Source organism: Staphylococcus schweitzeri (assembly GCF_002902405.1).
Taxonomy (GTDB): Bacteria; Bacillota; Bacilli; order Staphylococcales; family Staphylococcaceae; genus Staphylococcus; species Staphylococcus schweitzeri.
The window spans coordinates 1-18,373 of the sequence record NZ_PPQS01000002.1 but is presented as its reverse complement, the minus strand read 5'-3'; the positions used below and the strand labels follow the sequence as shown (position 1 = coordinate 18,373).

At 33.6% G+C, this 18,373-nt stretch carries 19 protein-coding genes; all 19 read left to right on the top strand.

Features of this window, described 5'->3' with window-relative positions; translation table 11 throughout:
• Positions 1-9: 9 nt before the first annotated feature.
• The 19 genes from CD116_RS00390 (at position 10) to CD116_RS00305 (ending at position 17,593) form a co-directional block, all read left to right on the top strand.
• Entirely contained in the window at positions 10-294 is a 285-nt protein-coding gene (locus tag CD116_RS00390) for a Rho termination factor N-terminal domain-containing protein (RefSeq protein WP_047551449.1), read from the top strand.
• On the top strand, positions 284-568 hold the full coding sequence (locus tag CD116_RS00385; RefSeq protein WP_047551451.1) for a hypothetical protein: 285 nt from the start codon (positions 284-286) through the stop codon (positions 566-568). Before CD116_RS00390 ends, CD116_RS00385 begins: the two co-directional genes overlap by 11 nt.
• Positions 552-914 carry a head-tail adaptor protein gene (locus CD116_RS00380; protein WP_047551454.1) on the top strand — a complete coding sequence of 121 codons (363 nt, stop codon included), beginning with the start codon at positions 552-554 and terminating at the stop codon, positions 912-914. Before CD116_RS00385 ends, CD116_RS00380 begins: the two co-directional genes overlap by 17 nt.
• Positions 911-1,315, top strand: a complete 405-nt coding sequence (locus tag CD116_RS00375; protein WP_047551457.1) for an HK97 gp10 family phage protein — start codon at positions 911-913, stop codon at positions 1,313-1,315. The genes CD116_RS00380 and CD116_RS00375 overlap by 4 nt, the downstream gene beginning before the upstream one ends.
• A complete protein-coding gene (locus CD116_RS00370; protein WP_047551460.1) occupies positions 1,312-1,719 on the top strand; it encodes a hypothetical protein in 408 nt (135 codons plus the stop codon). Before CD116_RS00375 ends, CD116_RS00370 begins: the two co-directional genes overlap by 4 nt.
• Positions 1,720-2,361 (top strand): major tail protein, encoded by a 642-nt coding sequence (locus CD116_RS00365; RefSeq protein WP_047551463.1) that lies wholly within the window; start codon positions 1,720-1,722, stop codon positions 2,359-2,361. It begins immediately after the preceding gene.
• 26 nt (positions 2,362-2,387) lie between these two features.
• Entirely contained in the window at positions 2,388-2,627 is a 240-nt protein-coding gene (locus CD116_RS00360) for an Ig-like domain-containing protein (RefSeq protein WP_103325144.1), read from the top strand.
• A 49-nt stretch (positions 2,628-2,676) separates the two neighbouring features.
• Positions 2,677-3,027 carry a phage tail assembly chaperone G gene (gene gpG / locus CD116_RS00355; RefSeq protein WP_001096355.1) on the top strand — a complete coding sequence of 117 codons (351 nt, stop codon included), beginning with the start codon at positions 2,677-2,679 and terminating at the stop codon, positions 3,025-3,027.
• Positions 3,028-3,077: 50 nt separating this feature from the next.
• Positions 3,078-3,215 carry a phage tail assembly chaperone GT gene (gpGT, locus tag CD116_RS13790; protein ID WP_001549167.1) on the top strand — a complete coding sequence of 46 codons (138 nt, stop codon included), beginning with the start codon at positions 3,078-3,080 and terminating at the stop codon, positions 3,213-3,215.
• Between the two features lie 56 nt (positions 3,216-3,271).
• Positions 3,272-7,798, top strand: coding sequence for a phage tail tape measure protein (locus CD116_RS00350; RefSeq protein WP_047551469.1), 4,527 nt, complete (start codon positions 3,272-3,274; stop codon positions 7,796-7,798).
• Positions 7,798-9,282, top strand: a complete 1,485-nt coding sequence (locus CD116_RS00345; protein WP_047551472.1) for a phage distal tail protein — start codon at positions 7,798-7,800, stop codon at positions 9,280-9,282. The genes CD116_RS00350 and CD116_RS00345 overlap by 1 nt, the downstream gene beginning before the upstream one ends.
• A 15-nt stretch (positions 9,283-9,297) precedes the next feature.
• On the top strand, positions 9,298-13,905 hold the full coding sequence (locus CD116_RS00340; protein WP_047551475.1) for a phage tail spike protein: 4,608 nt from the start codon (positions 9,298-9,300) through the stop codon (positions 13,903-13,905).
• On the top strand, positions 13,898-14,050 hold the full coding sequence (locus tag CD116_RS00335) for a hypothetical protein (RefSeq protein ID WP_047447729.1): 153 nt from the start codon (positions 13,898-13,900) through the stop codon (positions 14,048-14,050). Before CD116_RS00340 ends, CD116_RS00335 begins: the two co-directional genes overlap by 8 nt.
• A 46-nt stretch (positions 14,051-14,096) precedes the next feature.
• Positions 14,097-14,384: a hypothetical protein gene (locus CD116_RS00330; protein WP_031763773.1), complete on the top strand. Its 288-nt coding sequence runs from the start codon at positions 14,097-14,099 to the stop codon at positions 14,382-14,384.
• A 55-nt stretch (positions 14,385-14,439) separates the two neighbouring features.
• Positions 14,440-14,814: a hypothetical protein gene (locus CD116_RS00325; protein ID WP_000340977.1), complete on the top strand. Its 375-nt coding sequence runs from the start codon at positions 14,440-14,442 to the stop codon at positions 14,812-14,814.
• A 126-nt stretch (positions 14,815-14,940) separates the two neighbouring features.
• The gene (locus CD116_RS00320) at positions 14,941-15,243 is read left to right on the top strand and encodes a phage holin (protein ID WP_031872328.1); all 303 of its coding nucleotides are present in this window, start codon (positions 14,941-14,943) and stop codon (positions 15,241-15,243) included.
• Between the two features lie 10 nt (positions 15,244-15,253).
• Positions 15,254-16,708: an N-acetylmuramoyl-L-alanine amidase gene (locus CD116_RS00315; RefSeq protein ID WP_047551478.1), complete on the top strand. Its 1,455-nt coding sequence runs from the start codon at positions 15,254-15,256 to the stop codon at positions 16,706-16,708.
• A gap of 464 nt (positions 16,709-17,172) precedes the next feature.
• A complete protein-coding gene (locus CD116_RS00310; protein ID WP_047425008.1) occupies positions 17,173-17,379 on the top strand; it encodes a hypothetical protein in 207 nt (68 codons plus the stop codon).
• 13 nt (positions 17,380-17,392) lie between these two features.
• The gene (locus CD116_RS00305) at positions 17,393-17,593 is read left to right on the top strand and encodes a hypothetical protein (protein WP_047551481.1); all 201 of its coding nucleotides are present in this window, start codon (positions 17,393-17,395) and stop codon (positions 17,591-17,593) included.
• The last annotated feature ends 780 nt before the right edge of the window (positions 17,594-18,373 follow it).

Here is an 18,373-nt window from a genome sequence, read left to right as displayed (position 1 = left end):
TGAAAACTGATGGTAAAGTTCAAAGTTGTTAGAGAATTTAAAGATTCAGAACATAATTATCATAAATACAAAGTGGGGGAGTTGTATCCGGCTAAAGGATACAGCAATCCACGCGTTGAATTATTAACAAATCAAATTAAAAATAAGTATGACAAAGTTTATATTGTACCTTTAGAAAAATTGACAAAACAAGAACTATTGGAACTATGCGAATCATTACAAATAAAAGCATCTAGTTCGATGGTTAAAAGTGAAATTATTGAGCTATTGAATGGTGAAGATAATGACGATTGATGAATTACTCGTCAAATTTAAAGCTCTTGAAAAAATTGACCATAGTTCAGAGGACGAGTTTTTAAAACAATTGCTAGAAATGTCATACACACGTTTAAAAAATCAATGTGGTTTATTTGAATTAGATGACTTAACAGGTCAAGAATTGATATTGAACCGCACAAGGTATGCTTATCAAGATTTATTAGAACATTTCAATGAAAATTATAGAGCTGATTTAATAGACTTTTCATTATCTCTCATGGAGGTATCAGAAAGTGAAGAAAGTATTTAAGAAACCCAGAATAACAACTCGGCGTTTAAAGACACGTGTTCACTTTTATAAGTATATTGAAAATGATGGTCCTGAAGCTGGAGAAAGTGAAGAAAAACTTTTATATAGTTGTTGGGCTAGCATTGATGGTGTTTGGTTGCGCGAATTAGAGCAAGCTATTGCAAATGGAACGCATAACGACGTCAAGTTATACATTCGTGACCCACAAGGCGATTATTTGCCTAATGAAGAGCATTATTTTGAAATTGAATCAAAGTATGCTACAAATCGCTTGAACATTAAGCAGGTATCTCCGGACTTAGATAACAAAGATTTTATTATGATTCGTGGAGCGTATATATCATGAGTATAAAAGTTAGTGGTGATAAGTCTTTAGATAGAGAATTAGAAAAGCGTTTCGGAACTCAAGCGATGTTGAAAATTCAAGATAGGGCATTAATTGCTGGTGCTAAAGTAATCGTTGAAGAAGTTAAAAATCAACTAAAGCCATCAAAAGATACGGGCGCATTAATTAATGAGGTAAGTTTTACTAAACCTGAATGGATAAACGGAAAACGGACAATTACTGTTCATTGGCGAGGTTCTAAAGACCGTTATAAAATCGTACATTTGATTGAAAATGGTCATGTTCAAAAAGGCACGGGTAAGTTTATCAAACCTAAAGCTATGGGTGGCGTTAATAGAGCAATAAGACAAGGGCAAAATAAGTATTTTGAGACGCTAAAAAGGGAGTTGAAAAAATTGTGATTGATATTTTGTACAAAGTTCATGAAGTGATTAGTCAAGACAGAATTATTAGAGAGCACGTAAATATCAATAATATTAAGTTCAATAAATACCCAAACGTAAAAGATACGGATGTACCTTTCATAGTTATTGACGATATAGACGACCCAATACCTACAACTTATACTGACGGAGATGAGCGCGCATATAGTTACATTGTACAAATAGATGTATTTGTAAAGTTTAACAATAAGTATAATGCGAGAATCATAAGAAATAAGATATCTAATCGTATTCAAAAGTTATTATGGTCTGAACTGAAAATGGGAAATGTATCAAATGGAAAACCTGAATATATAGAAGAATTCAAAACATATAGAAGCACTCGTGTCTACGAGGGCATTTTTTACGAGGAGGAAAATTAAATGGTAAAACATGCAAGTGCGCCGAAAGCGTATTTTAACATTACTGGTTTAGGTTTCGCTAAATTAACAAAAGAAGGCGAAGAATTGAAATACAGTGATATTATTAAAACAAGAGGATTACAAAAAATTGGTGTTGAAACTGGAGGAGACTTAAAAACAGCATATGCTGATGGTGGTCCAATCGAATCAGGGAATACAGACGGAGAAGGTAAAATATCATTACAAATGCATGCTTTCCCTAAAGAAATTCGTGAAATTGTATTCAATGAAAAGTACAATGAAGACGGTGTTTATGAGGAAACTCAAGGTAAACAAAACAACTATGTAGCTATTTGGTTTAGACAAGAGCGTCGAGATGGCACATTTAGAACAGTGTTATTACCTAAAGTTATGTTTACAAATCCTAAAATTGACGGTGAAACGGCTGAGAAAGATTGGAATTTCTCAAGCGAAGAGGTTGAAGGTGAGGCACTTTTCCCTTTAATTGATAATAAAAAGTCAGTACGTAAATATATCTTTGATTCAGCTAATATGACAAATCATGATGGCAACGGTGAAAAAGGTGAAGAGGCTTTCTTAAAGAAAATTTTAGGCGAAGAATATACTGGAAACGTGACAGAGGATAACGGCGAAACTTTGTAACGCAACCGGCTTCATCGGAAACTGCGATAAAGTCGGTTAATATACCAGAAAGCATTAAAACACTTAAAGTTGGCAACACATACGATTTAAATGTTGTAGTAGAGCCATCTAATCAAAGTAAGTTATTGAAATACACAACAGATCAAACGAATATTGTATCAATCAATAGTGATGGTCAAGTTACTGCGGAAGCACAAGGTATTGCCACGGTTAAAGCAACTGTCGGTAATATGAGCGATACAATAACAATCAATGTAGAAGCATAAGAGGGGGCAACCCCTCTATTTTATTTGAAAATAAGGAGAGTATTATAAAATGGCAAAATTAAAACGTAACATTATTCAATTAGTAGAAGACCCAAAGGCAAATGAAATTAAATTACAAACCTACTTAACACCGCACTTCATTTCATTTGAAATCGTATACGAAGCAATGGATTTAATCGATGATATTGAGGATGAAAATAGCACAATGAAGCCAAGAGAAATCGCTGACAGATTGATGGATATGGTTGTAAAAATTTACGATAACCAATTCACAGTTAAAGACTTAAAAGAACGTATGCATGCACCTGATGGAATGAATGCACTTCGTGAACAAGTAATTTTCATTACTCAAGGTCAGCAAACTGAGGAAACTAGAAATTTTATCCAGAACATGAAATAAAGCCTGAAGATTTAACATATAAAGCAATGTTGAAAAATATGGATACTCTCATGATGGACTTAATTGAAAATGGTAAAGACGCTAACGAAGTTTTAAAAATGCCATTTCATTATGTACTTTCCATATATCAAAATAAAAACAATGACATTTCTGAAGAAAAAGCAGAGGCTTTAATTGATGCATTTTAACCTTAACCGTTTGGTTAGGGTTATTTTTTTGAACTTTTTTAGAAAGGAGGTAAAAAATGGGAGAAAGAATAAAAGGTTTATCTATAGGTTTGGATTTGGATGCAGCAAATTTAAATAGATCATTTGCAGAAATCAAACGAAACTTTAAAACTTTAAATTCTGACTTAAAGTTAACCGGCAACAACTTCAAATATACCGAAAAATCAACTGATAGTTACAAACAAAGGATTAAAGAACTTGACGGAACTATCATAGGTTATAAGAAAAATGTTGATGATTTAGCCAAGCAATATGACAAGGTATCTCAAGAACAGGGTGAAAACAGTGCAGAAGCTCAAAAATTACGGCAAGAATATAACAAACAAGCAAATGAGCTGAATTATTTAGAAAGAGAATTGCAAAAAACATCGGCTGAGTTTGAAGAGTTCAAAAAAGCCCAAGTTGAAGCTCAAAGAATGGCAGAAAGTGGCTGGGGGAAAACCAGTAAAATTTTTGAAAGTATGGGACCTAAATTAACAAAAATGGGTGATGGTTTAAAATCTATTGGTAAAGGTATGATGATTGGTGTTACCGCACCTGTTTTAGGTATTGCAGCAGCATCAGGAAAAGCTTTTGCGGAAGTTGATAAAGGTTTAGATACTGTTACTCAAGCAACAGGCGCAACGGGCAGTGAATTAAAAAAATTGCAGAACTCATTTAAAGATGTCTATGGCAATTTTCCGGCAGATGCTGAGACTGTAGGCGGTGTTTTAGGGGAAGTTAATACAAGATTAGGTTTCACCGGTAAAGAACTTGAAAATGCAACACAGTCATTCTTAAAATTTAGTCATATAACAGGTTCTGACGGCGTACAAGCCGTTCAGTTAATTACGCGTGCAATGGGCGATGCAGGTATTGAAGCAAATGAATATCAAAGTGTTTTGGATATGGTAGCCAAAGCAGCTCAAGCTAGCGGTATAAGTGTTGACACTTTAGCTGATAGTATTACTAAGTACGGTGCTCCTATGAGAGCTATGGGCTTTGAGATGAAAGAATCAATTGCTTTATTCTCTCAATGGGAAAAGTCAGGTGTTAATACTGAAATAGCATTCAGTGGTTTGAAGAAAGCTATATCAAACTGGGGTAAAGCTGGTAAAAACCCAAGAGAAGAGTTTAAGAAGACATTAGCTGAAATTGAAAAGACACCAAATATTGCTAGTGCAACAAGTTTAGCTATCGAAGCGTTTGGAGCAAAAGCGGGTCCAGATTTAGCTGATGCTATTAAAGGTGGACGTTTTAGTTATCAAGAATTTTTAAAAACTATCGAAGATTCTCAAGGAACTGTAAACCAAACATTTAAAGATTCTGAAAGTGGTTCAGAAAGATTTAAAGTAGCAATGAATAAACTTAAATTAGTAGGTGCTGATGTATGGGCTTCTATTGAAAGTGCGTTTGCTCCAGTCATGGAAGAATTAATAAAAAAGCTATCAGTCGCTGTCGATTGGTTTTCGAATTTAAGTGATGGTTCTAAAAGATCAATTGTTATTTTCGGTGGTATTGCTGCTGCAATTGGTCCTGTAGTTTTTGGGTTAGGTGCATTTATAAGCACAATTGGTAATGCAGTAACTGTATTAGCCCCACTATTAGCTGGTATTGCAAAGGCTGGTGGATTAATTAGTTTTTTATCGACTAAAGTGCCTATATTAGGTACTGTCTTCACAGCTTTAACTGGTCCAATTGGTATTGTATTAGGTGTGTTGGCTGGTTTAGCAGTTGCATTTACAATTGCTTATAAGAAATCTGAAACATTCAGAAATTTTGTTAATGGTGCAATTGATAGTGTTAAACAAACATTTAGTAATTTTATTCAATTTATTCAACCTTTCATTGATTCTGTTAAAAACATCTTTAAACAAGCGATATCAGCAATAGTTGATTTTGCTAAAGATATTTGGAGCCAAATCAATAGTTTCTTTAACGAGAATGGAATTTCTATTGTTCAAGCACTTCAGAATATATGCAATTTTATCAAAGCTATATTTGAATTCATCTTAAATTTTGTAATTAAACCAATTATGTTCGCGATTTGGCAAGTGATGCAATTTATTTGGCCGGCGGTTAAAGCCTTGATTGTCAGTACTTGGGAGAATATAAAAGGTGTAATACAAGGTGCTTTAAATATCATACTAGGTTTAATTAAGTTCTTCTCAAGTTTATTTACTGGAGATTGGCGAGGAGTTTGGGACGCAATTGTTATGATTCTTAAAGGAGTCGTTCAATTAATATGGAATTTAATTCAATTATGGTTTGTAGGCAAAATACTTGGAGTTGTTAGGTACTTTGGCGGATTGCTAAAAGGATTAATAGCAGGTATTTGGGACGTAATAAAAAGTATATTCAGTAAATCTTTATCAGCAATTTGGAATGCGACAAAAAGTATTTTTGGATTCTTATTTAATAGTGTTAAATCAATTTTCACGAATATGAAAAATTGGTTATCTAATACATGGAGCAGTATCCGTACGAATACGATAGGAAAAGCGCAGTCATTATTTAGTGGCGTCAAATCAAAATTCACTAGTTTGTGGAATGCGACAAAAGATATTTTTAGTAATCTAAGAAATTGGATGGCAAATATTTGGAATTCCATTAAAGATAATACGGTTGGAATTGCAAGTCGTCTATGGAGTAAAGTGCGTGGAATTTTTACAAATATGCGTGACGGCTTACAAAGTATTATCAGCAAAATTAAAAGTCATATCGGTGGAATGGTAAGCGCAATTAAAAAAGGGCTTAATAAATTGATTGAAGGTTTAAACTGGGTTGGTGGTAAATTAGGAATGGAAAAGATACCTAAGTTACACACTGGAACAGAGCACACACATACTACTACAAGATTGGTTAAGAATGGTAAGATTGCGCGGGATACGTTCGCTACGGTTGGGGATAAAGGACGTGGAAATGGTCCGAATGGTTTCAGAAATGAAATGATTGAATTCCCTAATGGTAAACGTGTAATTACACCTAATACAGATACTACCGCTTATTTACCTAAAGGCTCAAAAGTATACAACGGTGCACAAACTTATTCAATGTTAAACGGAACGCTTCCAAGATTTAGTTTAGGTACTATGTGGAAAGATATTAAATCTGGTGCATCATCGGCATTTAACTGGACAAAAGATCAAATAGGTAAAGGTACCAAATGGCTTGGCGATAAAGTAGGCGACGTATTAGATTTTATGGAAAATCCAGGCAAACTTTTAAATTATATACTTGAAGCTTTTGGAATTGATTTCAGTTCTTTAACTAAAGGTATGGGGATTGCAGGCGATATAACAAAAGCTGCATGGTCTAAGATTAAGAAAAGTGCTACTGATTGGATAAAAGAAAATTTAGAAGCTATGGCCGGTGGTGATTTAGTCGGCGGAATATTAGATCCTGACAAAATCAGCTATCATTATGGACGTACCGCAGCATATACCGCTGCAACTGGAAGACCATTTCATGAAGGTGTCGATTTTCCATTTGTATATCAAGAAGTTAGAACGCCGATGGGTGGTAGACTTACAAGAATGCCATTTATGTCTGGTGGTTATGGCAACTATGTAAAAATTACTAGTGGAGTTATCGATATGCTGTTTGCGCATTTGAAAAACTTTAGCAAATCACCACCTAGTGGCACGATGGTAAAGCCCGGCGATGTTGTTGGTTTAACTGGTAATACCGGATTTAGTACAGGACCACACTTACATTTTGAAATGAGGAGAAACGGACAACATTTTGACCCCGAACCTGATTTAAGGAATGCTAAGAAAAAAGGAAGATTATCAATAGGTGGTGGCGGTGCTACTTCTGGAAGTGGCGCAACTTATGCCAGTCGAGTAATCCGACAAGCGCAAAGTATTTTAGGAGGACGTTATAAAGGTAAGTGGATTCATGACCAGATGATGCGAGTTGCAAAGCGCGAAAGTAACTATCAATCAAATGCAGTGAATAATTGGGACATTAATGCTCAAAGAGGAGACCCGTCTAGAGGATTATTCCAAATTATTGGCTCAACTTTTAGAGCTAACGCTAAACGAGGGTACACTAATTATAATAATCCAGTACATCAAGGTATCTCAGCAATGCAGTACATTGTTAGACGATATGGTTGGGGTGGTTTTAAACGTGCTGGTGATTACGCATATGCTACAGGTGGAAAAGTTTTTGATGGTTGGTATAACTTAGGTGAAGACGGTCATCCAGAATGGATTATTCCAACAGATCCAGCTCGTAGAAATGATGCAATGAAGATGTTGCATTATGCAGCAGCAGAAGTAAGAGGGAAAAAAGCGAGTAAAAATAAGCGTCCTAGCCAATTATCAGACTTAAACGGGTTTGATGATCCTAGCTTATTATTGAAAATGATTGAACAACAACAGCAACAAATAGGCATATTGTTACAAATTGCACAATCTAATGATGTTATTGCAAACAAAGATTATCAACCTATTATCAATGAAAATGATTTTGATAAAAAAGTGAACTCGTCTATTGATAAAAGGGAAAGAAAAGAAAATGTAAAAGTAAGGTTTAGGAAAGGGGGCGTTGTCACTTAATGATAGATACTATTAAAGTAAACAACAAAACACTACCGTGGTTATATATCAAAAGAGGGTTTGAAATACCCTCTTTTAATTATGTAGTAAAAACAGAAAACGTTGAAGGGCGTTCAGGCTCTGTTTATAAAGGTAGAAAATTAGAGGGATATAGTTTTGAGTTGCCTTTATGTGTGCGTAATGATTATTTGTCATCTGGTGGTGTTAAAAATCATGATGAAATTTTACATGAACTAGTGAAGTTTTTTAATTATAGCCAATCTGTTAAGTTACAATTTGGTTCGAAAAAATGGTACTGGAATGCTTATTTTGAAGGTCCAATAAACTTACCTAAAGAATTAACTACACCTGTACAATTTACAATAAAAGTTGTTCTTACTGATCCATATAAATACCATGAATCACGTAATGTAAACACAGCCATATCTGACCAAGTTTCTGTTGTTAATAGTGGGACTGCTGACACACCAATTATTGTTGAAGCTCGAGCGCTCAAGCCAAGTAGTTACTTTATGATTACTAAAAACGATGAAGATTATTTTATGGTTGGAGACGATGAAGTCACAAATGAAGCAAAAGACTATATGCCTCAAATATTCCATACTGAATTCAGGGATTTTAAAGGGTGGAATAAGATGGAAACTGGTGATATTCCAGATAAATATCTAGGTGGGAAAGTCGGAGGCGACTTTGTAATATCTAATGCCGGAGAAAGTTATAAAGCCACTAACTTCCCAAATGAAAAAGGTTGGGTAGGCGCTGGAACGAAACGAGGGCTTCCAAGAGCAGTGAGTGACTTTCAAATCACATATAAGTGCATTGTAGAGCAAAGAGATAAAGGAGCAGGACGAACAGCGCAACATATCTATGATACTGATAACAAACTAATAGCTGCTATTGGTTATGAAAATAAATACCATGACAGAAAAATAGGTCATATCGTAGTTACTTTATTTAATCAAAATGGCGACCCATTAAAAATTTATGATTATCAAAACAAGCCTTTGTTGTATAAAAAAGATAGAATTGTCGTTTATATAAGGTTGAAAAGAATCGGAACCACTTTTTATATAAAAACATGGAAGTTCGACCATATAAAAGACCCTGATAGATTGAAGCCTTTAGATGTTAACGAAAAAGTGTGGATTGATGGAGGTAAATTCTATCAACGTAAAATTAGTGCAATTTCGATTTATAGCGCTAAATATAATGGTTATAAGTGGATGGAGATGAACGGGCTAGGTTCATTTAATACCGAGATTCTACCGAAGCCAAAAGGTGCTAAAGAAATGATAATTCAAAAAGGCGATTTAGTTAAAATTGACATGCACACAAAAAATGTTGTTATAAACGAAGAACCTATGCTGTCACAAAAAACATTTGGTAGCAACTTCTTTAACATTGCATCGGGATATTCAGAGTTGATTATACAACCTGAAAATATATTTGATACAAAAGTGAAATGGCAAGATAGATATTTGTAGAAAGGAGGTTATAACTTGATACATGTTTTAGATTTTGATGACAAAATCATTGATTTCCTTTCAAACGACGATACAGCTTTAATAAGAGCTGAGCACAAAAGAAACATTAATGATAATTCTGAAACATTAGATTTACTAATTTTATCCAGTCGTGCCGAACATTTTAGAGAACGACATAGAATTATTATAAGAGACTCAAATAAGCAATGGCGTGAATTCATCATTGATTGGGTGCAAGATACTTTGGACGGATACACTGAAGTAGAGTGTACAGCTTCATATTTAACAGACATAACAACGGCAAAACCGTTCACACCTGGAAAGTTTGAGAAAAAAACAACTACTGAAGCGTTGAAAGAGGTTTTAAACGATACGGGTTGGCAAGTTTCAGAACAAACCGAATACGATGGCTTACGTACTACTTCATGGACTTCCTATCAAACTAGATATGAAGTGCTAAAGCAACTTTGTACAACTTATAAAATGGTATTAGATTTTTATATTGAATTAGGTGCTAATACTGTTAAAGGGCGTTATGTAGTATTAAGAAAGAAAAATAGTTTGTTTAAAGGTAAAGAAATTGAATACGGCAAGGATTTAATCGGATTAACTAGAAAGATTGATATGTCAGGGATTAAAACAGCCTTGATTGCTATAGGTCCTGAAAATGAAAAAGGTGTGCGAACTGAAGTAGTTGTAACAGATGACAAAGCGCAAGAACAGTTTAATTTACCTACTCGTTATATTTGGGGAATCTATGAACCTCAAACAGATACACAAAATATGACAGAGGATCGTTTGCGTTCTTTAGCAAGAACAGAATTAAATAAACGTAAGTCGGCAGTTATGTCATATGAAATTACTTCAATTGATTTAGAAGATGCATATCCACATGAAATTATAACTATTGGCGATACAGTTAGAGTTAAAAACAGAGACTTCAATCCTCCGTTGTATGTTGAGGCAGAAGTTATCGCCGAAGAATATAATATGATTTCGGATGATAGCAAATACACTTTTGGACATTCAAAAGAGTTCAAAGAATCAGAATTACGAGAAGAATTTAATAAACGTTTAGATGTAATAAGGCAAAAATTATCCGATAATATTTCAAACATTAACACAATTGTAGCTGAAACATTAGAGGGAGAATTACAATATTTTGAACGTAAAATAATTAAATCTGACACACCACCCGAAAACCCTGTAAATGATATGCTTTGGCTTGATACAAGCAACCCAGAAGTAGCTGTATTACGCAGATATTGGAATGGAAAATGGATAAAAGCATCTCCTGAAAAAGCTGGAGATATTGGGGCAATTAGTAGAGAACAAGCATTATATAGCGAGTTGAAAAACACATTTATTAATTTAACGATTCAGCATAGTAGGTTATTGAGAGAAGTGTCAGAAGTCATTGAATCAGAGTACTTAATTGATACTGACCTAAAAAAAGAAGTTAATGACAAATTAAATGACACTGTGCAAGTTTTCAACAGAATAAAAGAGAATTTGGATAGTATGACAGAAGAAACTGCAACTATTGGTAAACTTGTTGATACCCAAGCTTTGTTCTTGGAATATCGTGAAAAGTTACAAGCTTTATACAATGCTATTGAAAATGCGAAAATCTCGATTGATGATCGTTTTAAATTATTACAGTCGCAGTATACAGATGAGAAATTTAATGAAGCAATGGATAAAGTAGCCGAAATTATTGGTGGTCATTGGGACTCTAGTAAAAAGCAATTAAGTGCCGAAATACCAAACAAGCAAGATTTGGAAAAGATGAGAGATGCTTTAATCGCTCAGCAAAAAGGTACATTGTTACCAATTGATAAAAAGATAGAATCAATGCAGAAAGAAATAAAAAACTATGAAAATGGTATAGAAATTGCTATAAAAAAGAAACTTCAAGAGATTAACGATAATGGCAATTTATACCGATATTCATCACCATCAGTTTTTAAAGAAGCAAGCTATTACAAAGCTGATTTAATAACATCAGGCGATGATAAAGCCATTGCTTATAACAAAAAGAAATCTATCAATTTCGGAACACTGAACTATCATAAGTGGCAAGAAAACGAGAAGTATACTTTTAGTTTTACAATAAAAACAGATACTGACGGTGTAACAATTAACCAGTTAAACGACGGATATTATAATCATCAATGCAATATTAAACTAAAAAAAGATGAGTGGGCTAGAAAATCTATAACATTTACACCTACTTATTCACTAGCAGATAATGGCATTACTTTAACCTTAGATGTTGCTAGTACTGGAGCATGGTATACAGGCTGGTTAGGTAGTTCGACAGAAATAGGAAAAGTATGGATAAAAGATTTCCAATTAGAAAAAGGCGATGTGGCAACTAGCCATAAAATGAACTCAAGTGATCAAGATGATGTATTTGGAAATGTTAATAATAAAGTAATTGAAAACTCAGCAAAGATAAGTGCTTTTGAAGACAAAATAAATCTTAAAGCTGACAAAACTGAAGTAACACAAACGCTTGATAAGAAGCTAGAACCAATTAAAAATGACATCAAAAAACAAACGTCACAAATCGAACTATTGCCTGACAGATTGACAGAAACAGTATCTAAAAAAATCTATGAGACAACTATTTCTGGATTAGTTAAACGTTTAGAAACTGAAGAAGCTAAAAGAGAAACTTTGGCGAATAAAATTAATGACACAGTATCTATACAGAAATATCAATCTGGTATAGAAGAAGCTAAAAGCTATGCAGATGATAAATTAAGAGATGTGGCGAACACCCCAGAAATACAAGAAAGTATTAAACAAGCTAATGAACAAGCTCAAGAATCATTAAGAGAATATGTCAGAGCGCAAGACGAACTCAAATTACAGGAAGCAAACGCGTATATTGACAATAAAATTTCTGAAGAAGAGCAAAGAGCCATTGAAGAAGCTCGTAGAAAGTTCGAAGAAGCTAAATCACATGCTGAAAACAAAGCAGATGAAGCACAAAGGATTGCGAACCAATATGCAGATACTCAAGTAATGGATGCACGTAGGATAGCAAGCACTTATACAAATAGCCAAATTCAAAAAGCAAATAAAGAGCGAGACCAAATTTTATCTCAATATGATACTAAAATTGCGCAAAACGGTCATGACATTAATTTGAGAGCTACTAAAGATGAGTTTAATGCTTCTAAAAGAACACTATCAAGAGTGTTAGCAGATATCACCGTAAATGCTATGAAAGGCATCTATTTAAGGTATGACGAAAATGGCGCGATTACTTCACATACGATTGATAAAGATGGTGTAAAAATCAGTGGCGACAAAGTAGATATTACAGCGAACAAAGAATTTAATGTGGTCGCAAATAATATCAATAACAAAGTTGGTAAAAATGACATTGTAAATAGCTTGAATTTATCGAATGAAGGTCTTGACATCAATGTAAATAGAATCGGTATTAAGGGCGGAAATGCTAATCGTTATGTACAAGTTCAAAATGATTCTATTGAGTTAGGCGGTATTGTACAAAGAACTTGGAAAGGGAAACGATCAACCGATGATATATTTACACGTCTTAAAGATGGACATCTAAGGTTTAGAAATAATACCGCAGGCGGTTCACTTTATATGTCACATTTTGGTATTTCAACATATATTGATGGAGAGGGCGAAGACGGTGGTTCATCCGGTACTATTCAATGGTGGGATAAAACTTACAGTGATAGCGGTATGAATGGTATAACGATCAATTCTTATGGTGGTGTAGTTGCTTTAACATCTGACTACAATCGAATTATTATCGATTCATACGCTTCAGCAAATATTGAAAGTAGAGAAGCACCGATATACTTGTCGCCAAATACCAAAAATAAACCTGGATTGAACCGCTTCGCATTTACATTATCAAACGCTGATAGTGCATACGAAACTGACGGTTATATTATGTTTGGTTCAGATGAAAACTATAAATACGGTGCTGGATTAAGATTTTCTAAACGTAGTAATAAAGGATTAGTTCAAGTTGTTAATGGTGACTATGCTACTGGTGGAGACACCACAATTGAATCAGGTATGGGCAAATTCAACTTAGTTAAGCGAAGAGATGGTAATAGCTACGTAAGCATTCAAAGTTATGATTTATTGGCGGTAGGTTCTGATAATGCAGGGGATAGAGTTGCCTCTAATTCTATTTATAAGCGTACTTATTCAGCACCTGCTAACTTACACATTACTTCAGCAGGAACAATTGGGCGTGCTACTTCTGCCAAAAAGTATAAAATTTCAATCGAAAACCAATACATCAATGAAGATGAACAGTTCAATCATTCGAAAGAAATTTTAAAACTTCCAATTCGAACATGGTTTGACAAATACGAATCGGAAATAATGGCAAAAGAATTGGAAAGTGGCAAAAAACTATCAGATGATACATTTAAACTTAGTCGACATACCGGATTAATAGCGGAAGAGGTTGAAGAACTAGGGTTTAATGAATTTGTTATTTATGATGACAACGGAGAAATTGAAGGTATCGCATACGATAGACTTTGGGTTCATTTAATACCTATTATTAAAAACCAGCAATCAAAAATCGAAAAACTGGAGGAATTAATAAATGGATGATAGCAATCAAGGTTTACAAGCCAATCCACAATATACAATTCACTATTTATCGCAAGAAATCACAAGACTAACACAAGAAAATGCAATGTTAAAAGCATATATACAAGAACAAAATGAAAAAAGCAAAAGTGCTGAGGAAGAGTAATCCTTGGCACTATTTTTATACAAAAAATTTAAGGAGGTCATTTAATATGGCAAATGAAATTATCAAAAAAACAGAGAGATTTATTTTAGTACAAATTGACAAAGAGGGAACAGAGCGTGTTTTGTATCAAGATTTTGTTGGCAGTTTTACAACATCCGATTCAGCTAGTTATGCGCAAGATTTTAAATCTGAGGAGAATGCTAAAAAGATTGCTGAAACTTTAAATCTTTTGTATCAACTAACAGGCAATCAAAACAGCGTGAAAGTTGTTAAAGAAGTTGTGGATAGAACTGACTTGTCATCTGATAAATCAGTTGATAGTGAAACAATGTAACTATACTAAGTTATGAGCATTACGCTCATAGCTTTCTTAGAAAGTAGGTGTAGTTTTGGATGATATTCAGAAAATAAAAAAAGAGCTTTCTGAATTAGTTGAACGTGTGGATGATGTTGAAATACTAGCAAATGAAACAGCTGATCATGTGCTTGAACTTAGAGAGGAACATAAGCAACATCATAATGAACTAAGAGAATCTCATAAAGAACTTAAAGATAAGCAAGATAAAGTTGTAGATGAGAATTTAGAGCAAACAAAGATATTAAACAGAATTGAAGAAAGATATCAAACGCAAGTAGATGTTGCGCAAAAAAACGAAGAAAAGACACTCGCCCAAAATAAATGGCTCGTAGGTGCCATATGGGCGCTTGTAACAATTGTTATGATTGCAGTCATTACTGCATCAATTACTGCGTTATTACCTTAAGGGAGGTGGACATAATGAGTTGGGCAAGATGGTTATCATGTTATTTGTATGGTCGTAAATGTAAATAATCTTTTTGGTCAGTGCTTCGGCACTGGCTTTTTATTTTGATAAAAAAGGAGTGAGCAAATGGATGCAAAAGTAATAGCGAGATATATTGTATTAATTTTAGCATTAGTAAATCAATTCTTAGCGAACAAAGGTATTAGCCCGATTCCAGTAGACGATGAGACTATATCATCAATAATACTTACTGTTGTTGCTTTATATACTACGTATAAAGACAATCCAACATCTCAAGAAGGTAAATGGGCAAATCAAAAGCTAAAGAAATATAAAGCTGAAAACAAGTATAGAAAAGCAACAGGACAAGCACCAATTAAAGAAGTAATGACACCTACGAATATGAACGACACAAATGATTTAGGGTAGGTGTTGACCAATGTTGATAACAAAAAACCAAGCAGAAAAATGGTTTGATAATTCATTAGGGAAGCAGTTCAATCCTGATTTGTGGTATGGATTTCAATGTTACGATTACGCAAATATGTTTTTTATGTTGGCAACAGGCGAAAGATTACAAGGTTTATACGCTTATAATATTCCATTCGATAATAAAGCAAGGATTGAAAAATATGGGCAAATAATCAAAAACTATGATAGTTTTTTACCGCAAAAGTTGGACATTGTCGTTTTCCCGTCAAAGTATGGTGGTGGAGCTGGACATGTTGAAATTGTTGAAAGTGCAAATCTAAATACTTTCACATCGTTTGGGCAAAATTGGAATGGTAAAGGTTGGACAAATGGCGTTGCGCAACCTGGTTGGGGTCCTGAAACTGTTACAAGACATGTTCATTATTATGATGACCCAATGTATTTCATTAGATTAAATTTCCCAGATAAAGTAAGTGTTGGGAATAAAGCTAAAAGCGTTATTAAGCAAGCAACTGCCAAAAAGCAAGCAGTAATTAAACCTAAAAAAATTATGCTTGTAGCCGGTCATGGTTATAACGATCCTGGAGCAGTCGGAAACGGAACAAATGAACGTGATTTTATCCGTAAATATATAACACCAAATATCGCTAAGTATTTAAGACATGCAGGTCACGAAGTTGCATTATATGGTGGCTCAAGTCAATCACAAGATATGTATCAAGATACTGCTTACGGTGTTAATGTAGGAAATAATAAAGATTATGGCTTATATTGGGTTAAATCACAGGGGTATGACATTGTTCTAGAGATTCATTTAGACGCAGCAGGAGAAAGTGCAAGTGGTGGGCATGTTATTATCTCAAGTCAATTCAATGCAGATACTATTGATAAAAGTATACAAGATGTTATTAAAAATAACTTAGGACAAATAAGAGGTGTAACACCTCGTAATGATTTACTAAACGTTAATGTATCAGCAGAAATAAATATCAATTATCGTTTATCTGAATTAGGTTTTATTACTAATAAAAAAGATATGGATTGGATTAAGAAGAATTATGACTTGTATTCTAAATTAATAGCTGGTGCGATTCATGGTAAGCCTATAGGTGGTTTGGTAGCTGGTAATGTTAAAACATCAGCTAAAAATCAAAAAAATCCACCAGTGCCAGCAGGTTATACACTCGATAAGAATAATGTCCCTTATAAAAAAGAACAAGGCAATTACACAGTTGCTAATGTTAAAGGTAATAACGTAAGAGATGGCTATTCAACTAATTCAAGAATTACGGGGGTATTACCCAACAACGCAACAATCACATATGACGGTGCTTATTGTATCAATGGGTATAGATGGATTACTTATATAGCTAATAGTGGACAACGTCGTTATATCGCGACAGGAGAGGTAGACAAGGCAGGTAATAGAATAAGTAGTTTTGGTAAGTTTAGTGCAGTTTGATAATTGGATATGATGAATCTTTGGCAGGTACTTCGGTACTTGCCTATTTTTTTATGTTATATAGATAACCGTATCTTTAATGATGCGGTTATTTTTTATGCAAAAAAACAAAAAAAGTTTACAAAAAGTATTGAGAATCACGCTTAACCGTGTTATAATAAGGTATACCAGTTGAGAGGAGGATAAAAAGTGTTAGAGAATTTTAAAACTATAGCAGAAATCGCCTTTTATACAGTGTCAGCAATTGCGGTAGCCAAAACATTGATAAAAGACGATAAGTAACTAGACAAGCCCGAAAGGGCTGTCTATATATAAATTCTAACACTAAAATACTATGAAAACAATTTACATTATTTTAATTATTCTTATTTGGATAAACGTATTTTTAGGGAACGATATAAGTAAAGGTGTTGTTGCACTGTTTACTACGTTACTGCTTATCAATTTATGGAAGAGGGATAAACATGACACCAATAAAAGAAATAATTGAAGCAATAGAAAAGTTATTCGAAAAAGAAACGGGCTATAAAATTGCTAAAAATTCCGGATTACCATATCAAACTGTACAAGATTTAAGGAATGGAAAAGCATCTTTATCAGATGCTAGATTCAGAACAATAATTAAGTTGTACGAGTATCAAAGATCGCTAGAAAACAAAGAAGATAAATAGAGGAGCGAAAAATATGTTTGTCACAAAAGAAGAATTTAAAAATTTGAATGTAAAAGAAGTATTCGAATCAGGTAAAAACTTTATAAAAATTATAGATGGAAGACATGCAATATATTGGGTAAATGATAGATATGTAGTACTAGACCATAAAAAAGACGATTTGTACCCGCAAAAAGCATACCCGAAATATATCAAAAGAAAATTAGTAAGCTAAATAATTAGAAAACCACGTCCCATTGGACGTGGTTAATTTTGGCTTAGCGTGTGTCAAATGTGTGTCAATTTAGTTCTATTTCTTTAGTTTTCTTTCTAAAGTTAATCGCTTGTAAACCGCATAGTTATAGGCTTTTCAGCTATATACCAAGATAAGATTTATCCCGCCGTCTCCATTATATAGCCTGTAACCCATGTGGTTGTAGGCTTTTTTGATTTGTATTTGTAAAGATATACTGAATTGCGAAAGTCGTTATAAGCATTGATATGTTAGGGTTTGTATAGGTTCATTTCCTATAAATAAAAGATAAATAAGTACTTATATTTGAGATTTTGGACTAAGGATGAAAGTGATGCGTGTCAAATAAGTGTCAAAAAAGTTGATTTTTAGAATATAAATAGTACTTATAAAATTAATTAAGTTAAGAAAGGATCATAAGAAAAATTAACTAAATAGTATTTAATTAGTAGAAATCATTTCACATATATAATGTTGTCTTTTACATTAACTAAAAGTTTATATATTTCTTGAATAAAAAAGATTTCTGCGTAAAAAGTCTCCATGCTATGCGTAAAGGCTTATCCGAGTCATTTTAAGAATGACGATTTCATACTTGTATTATAGTAGCTTACTTAAAAGGGATTATAAATTTTAAGTTCAGGTGTTACCAAAATTATATAGATGATAATATAAGATATAACTATCATTTGATAAAATTTTGCAAATAAAATAAGACTTGTGGTAGTAAGTCAAGGTGGTGATTGAAAGATTAATGCTAGT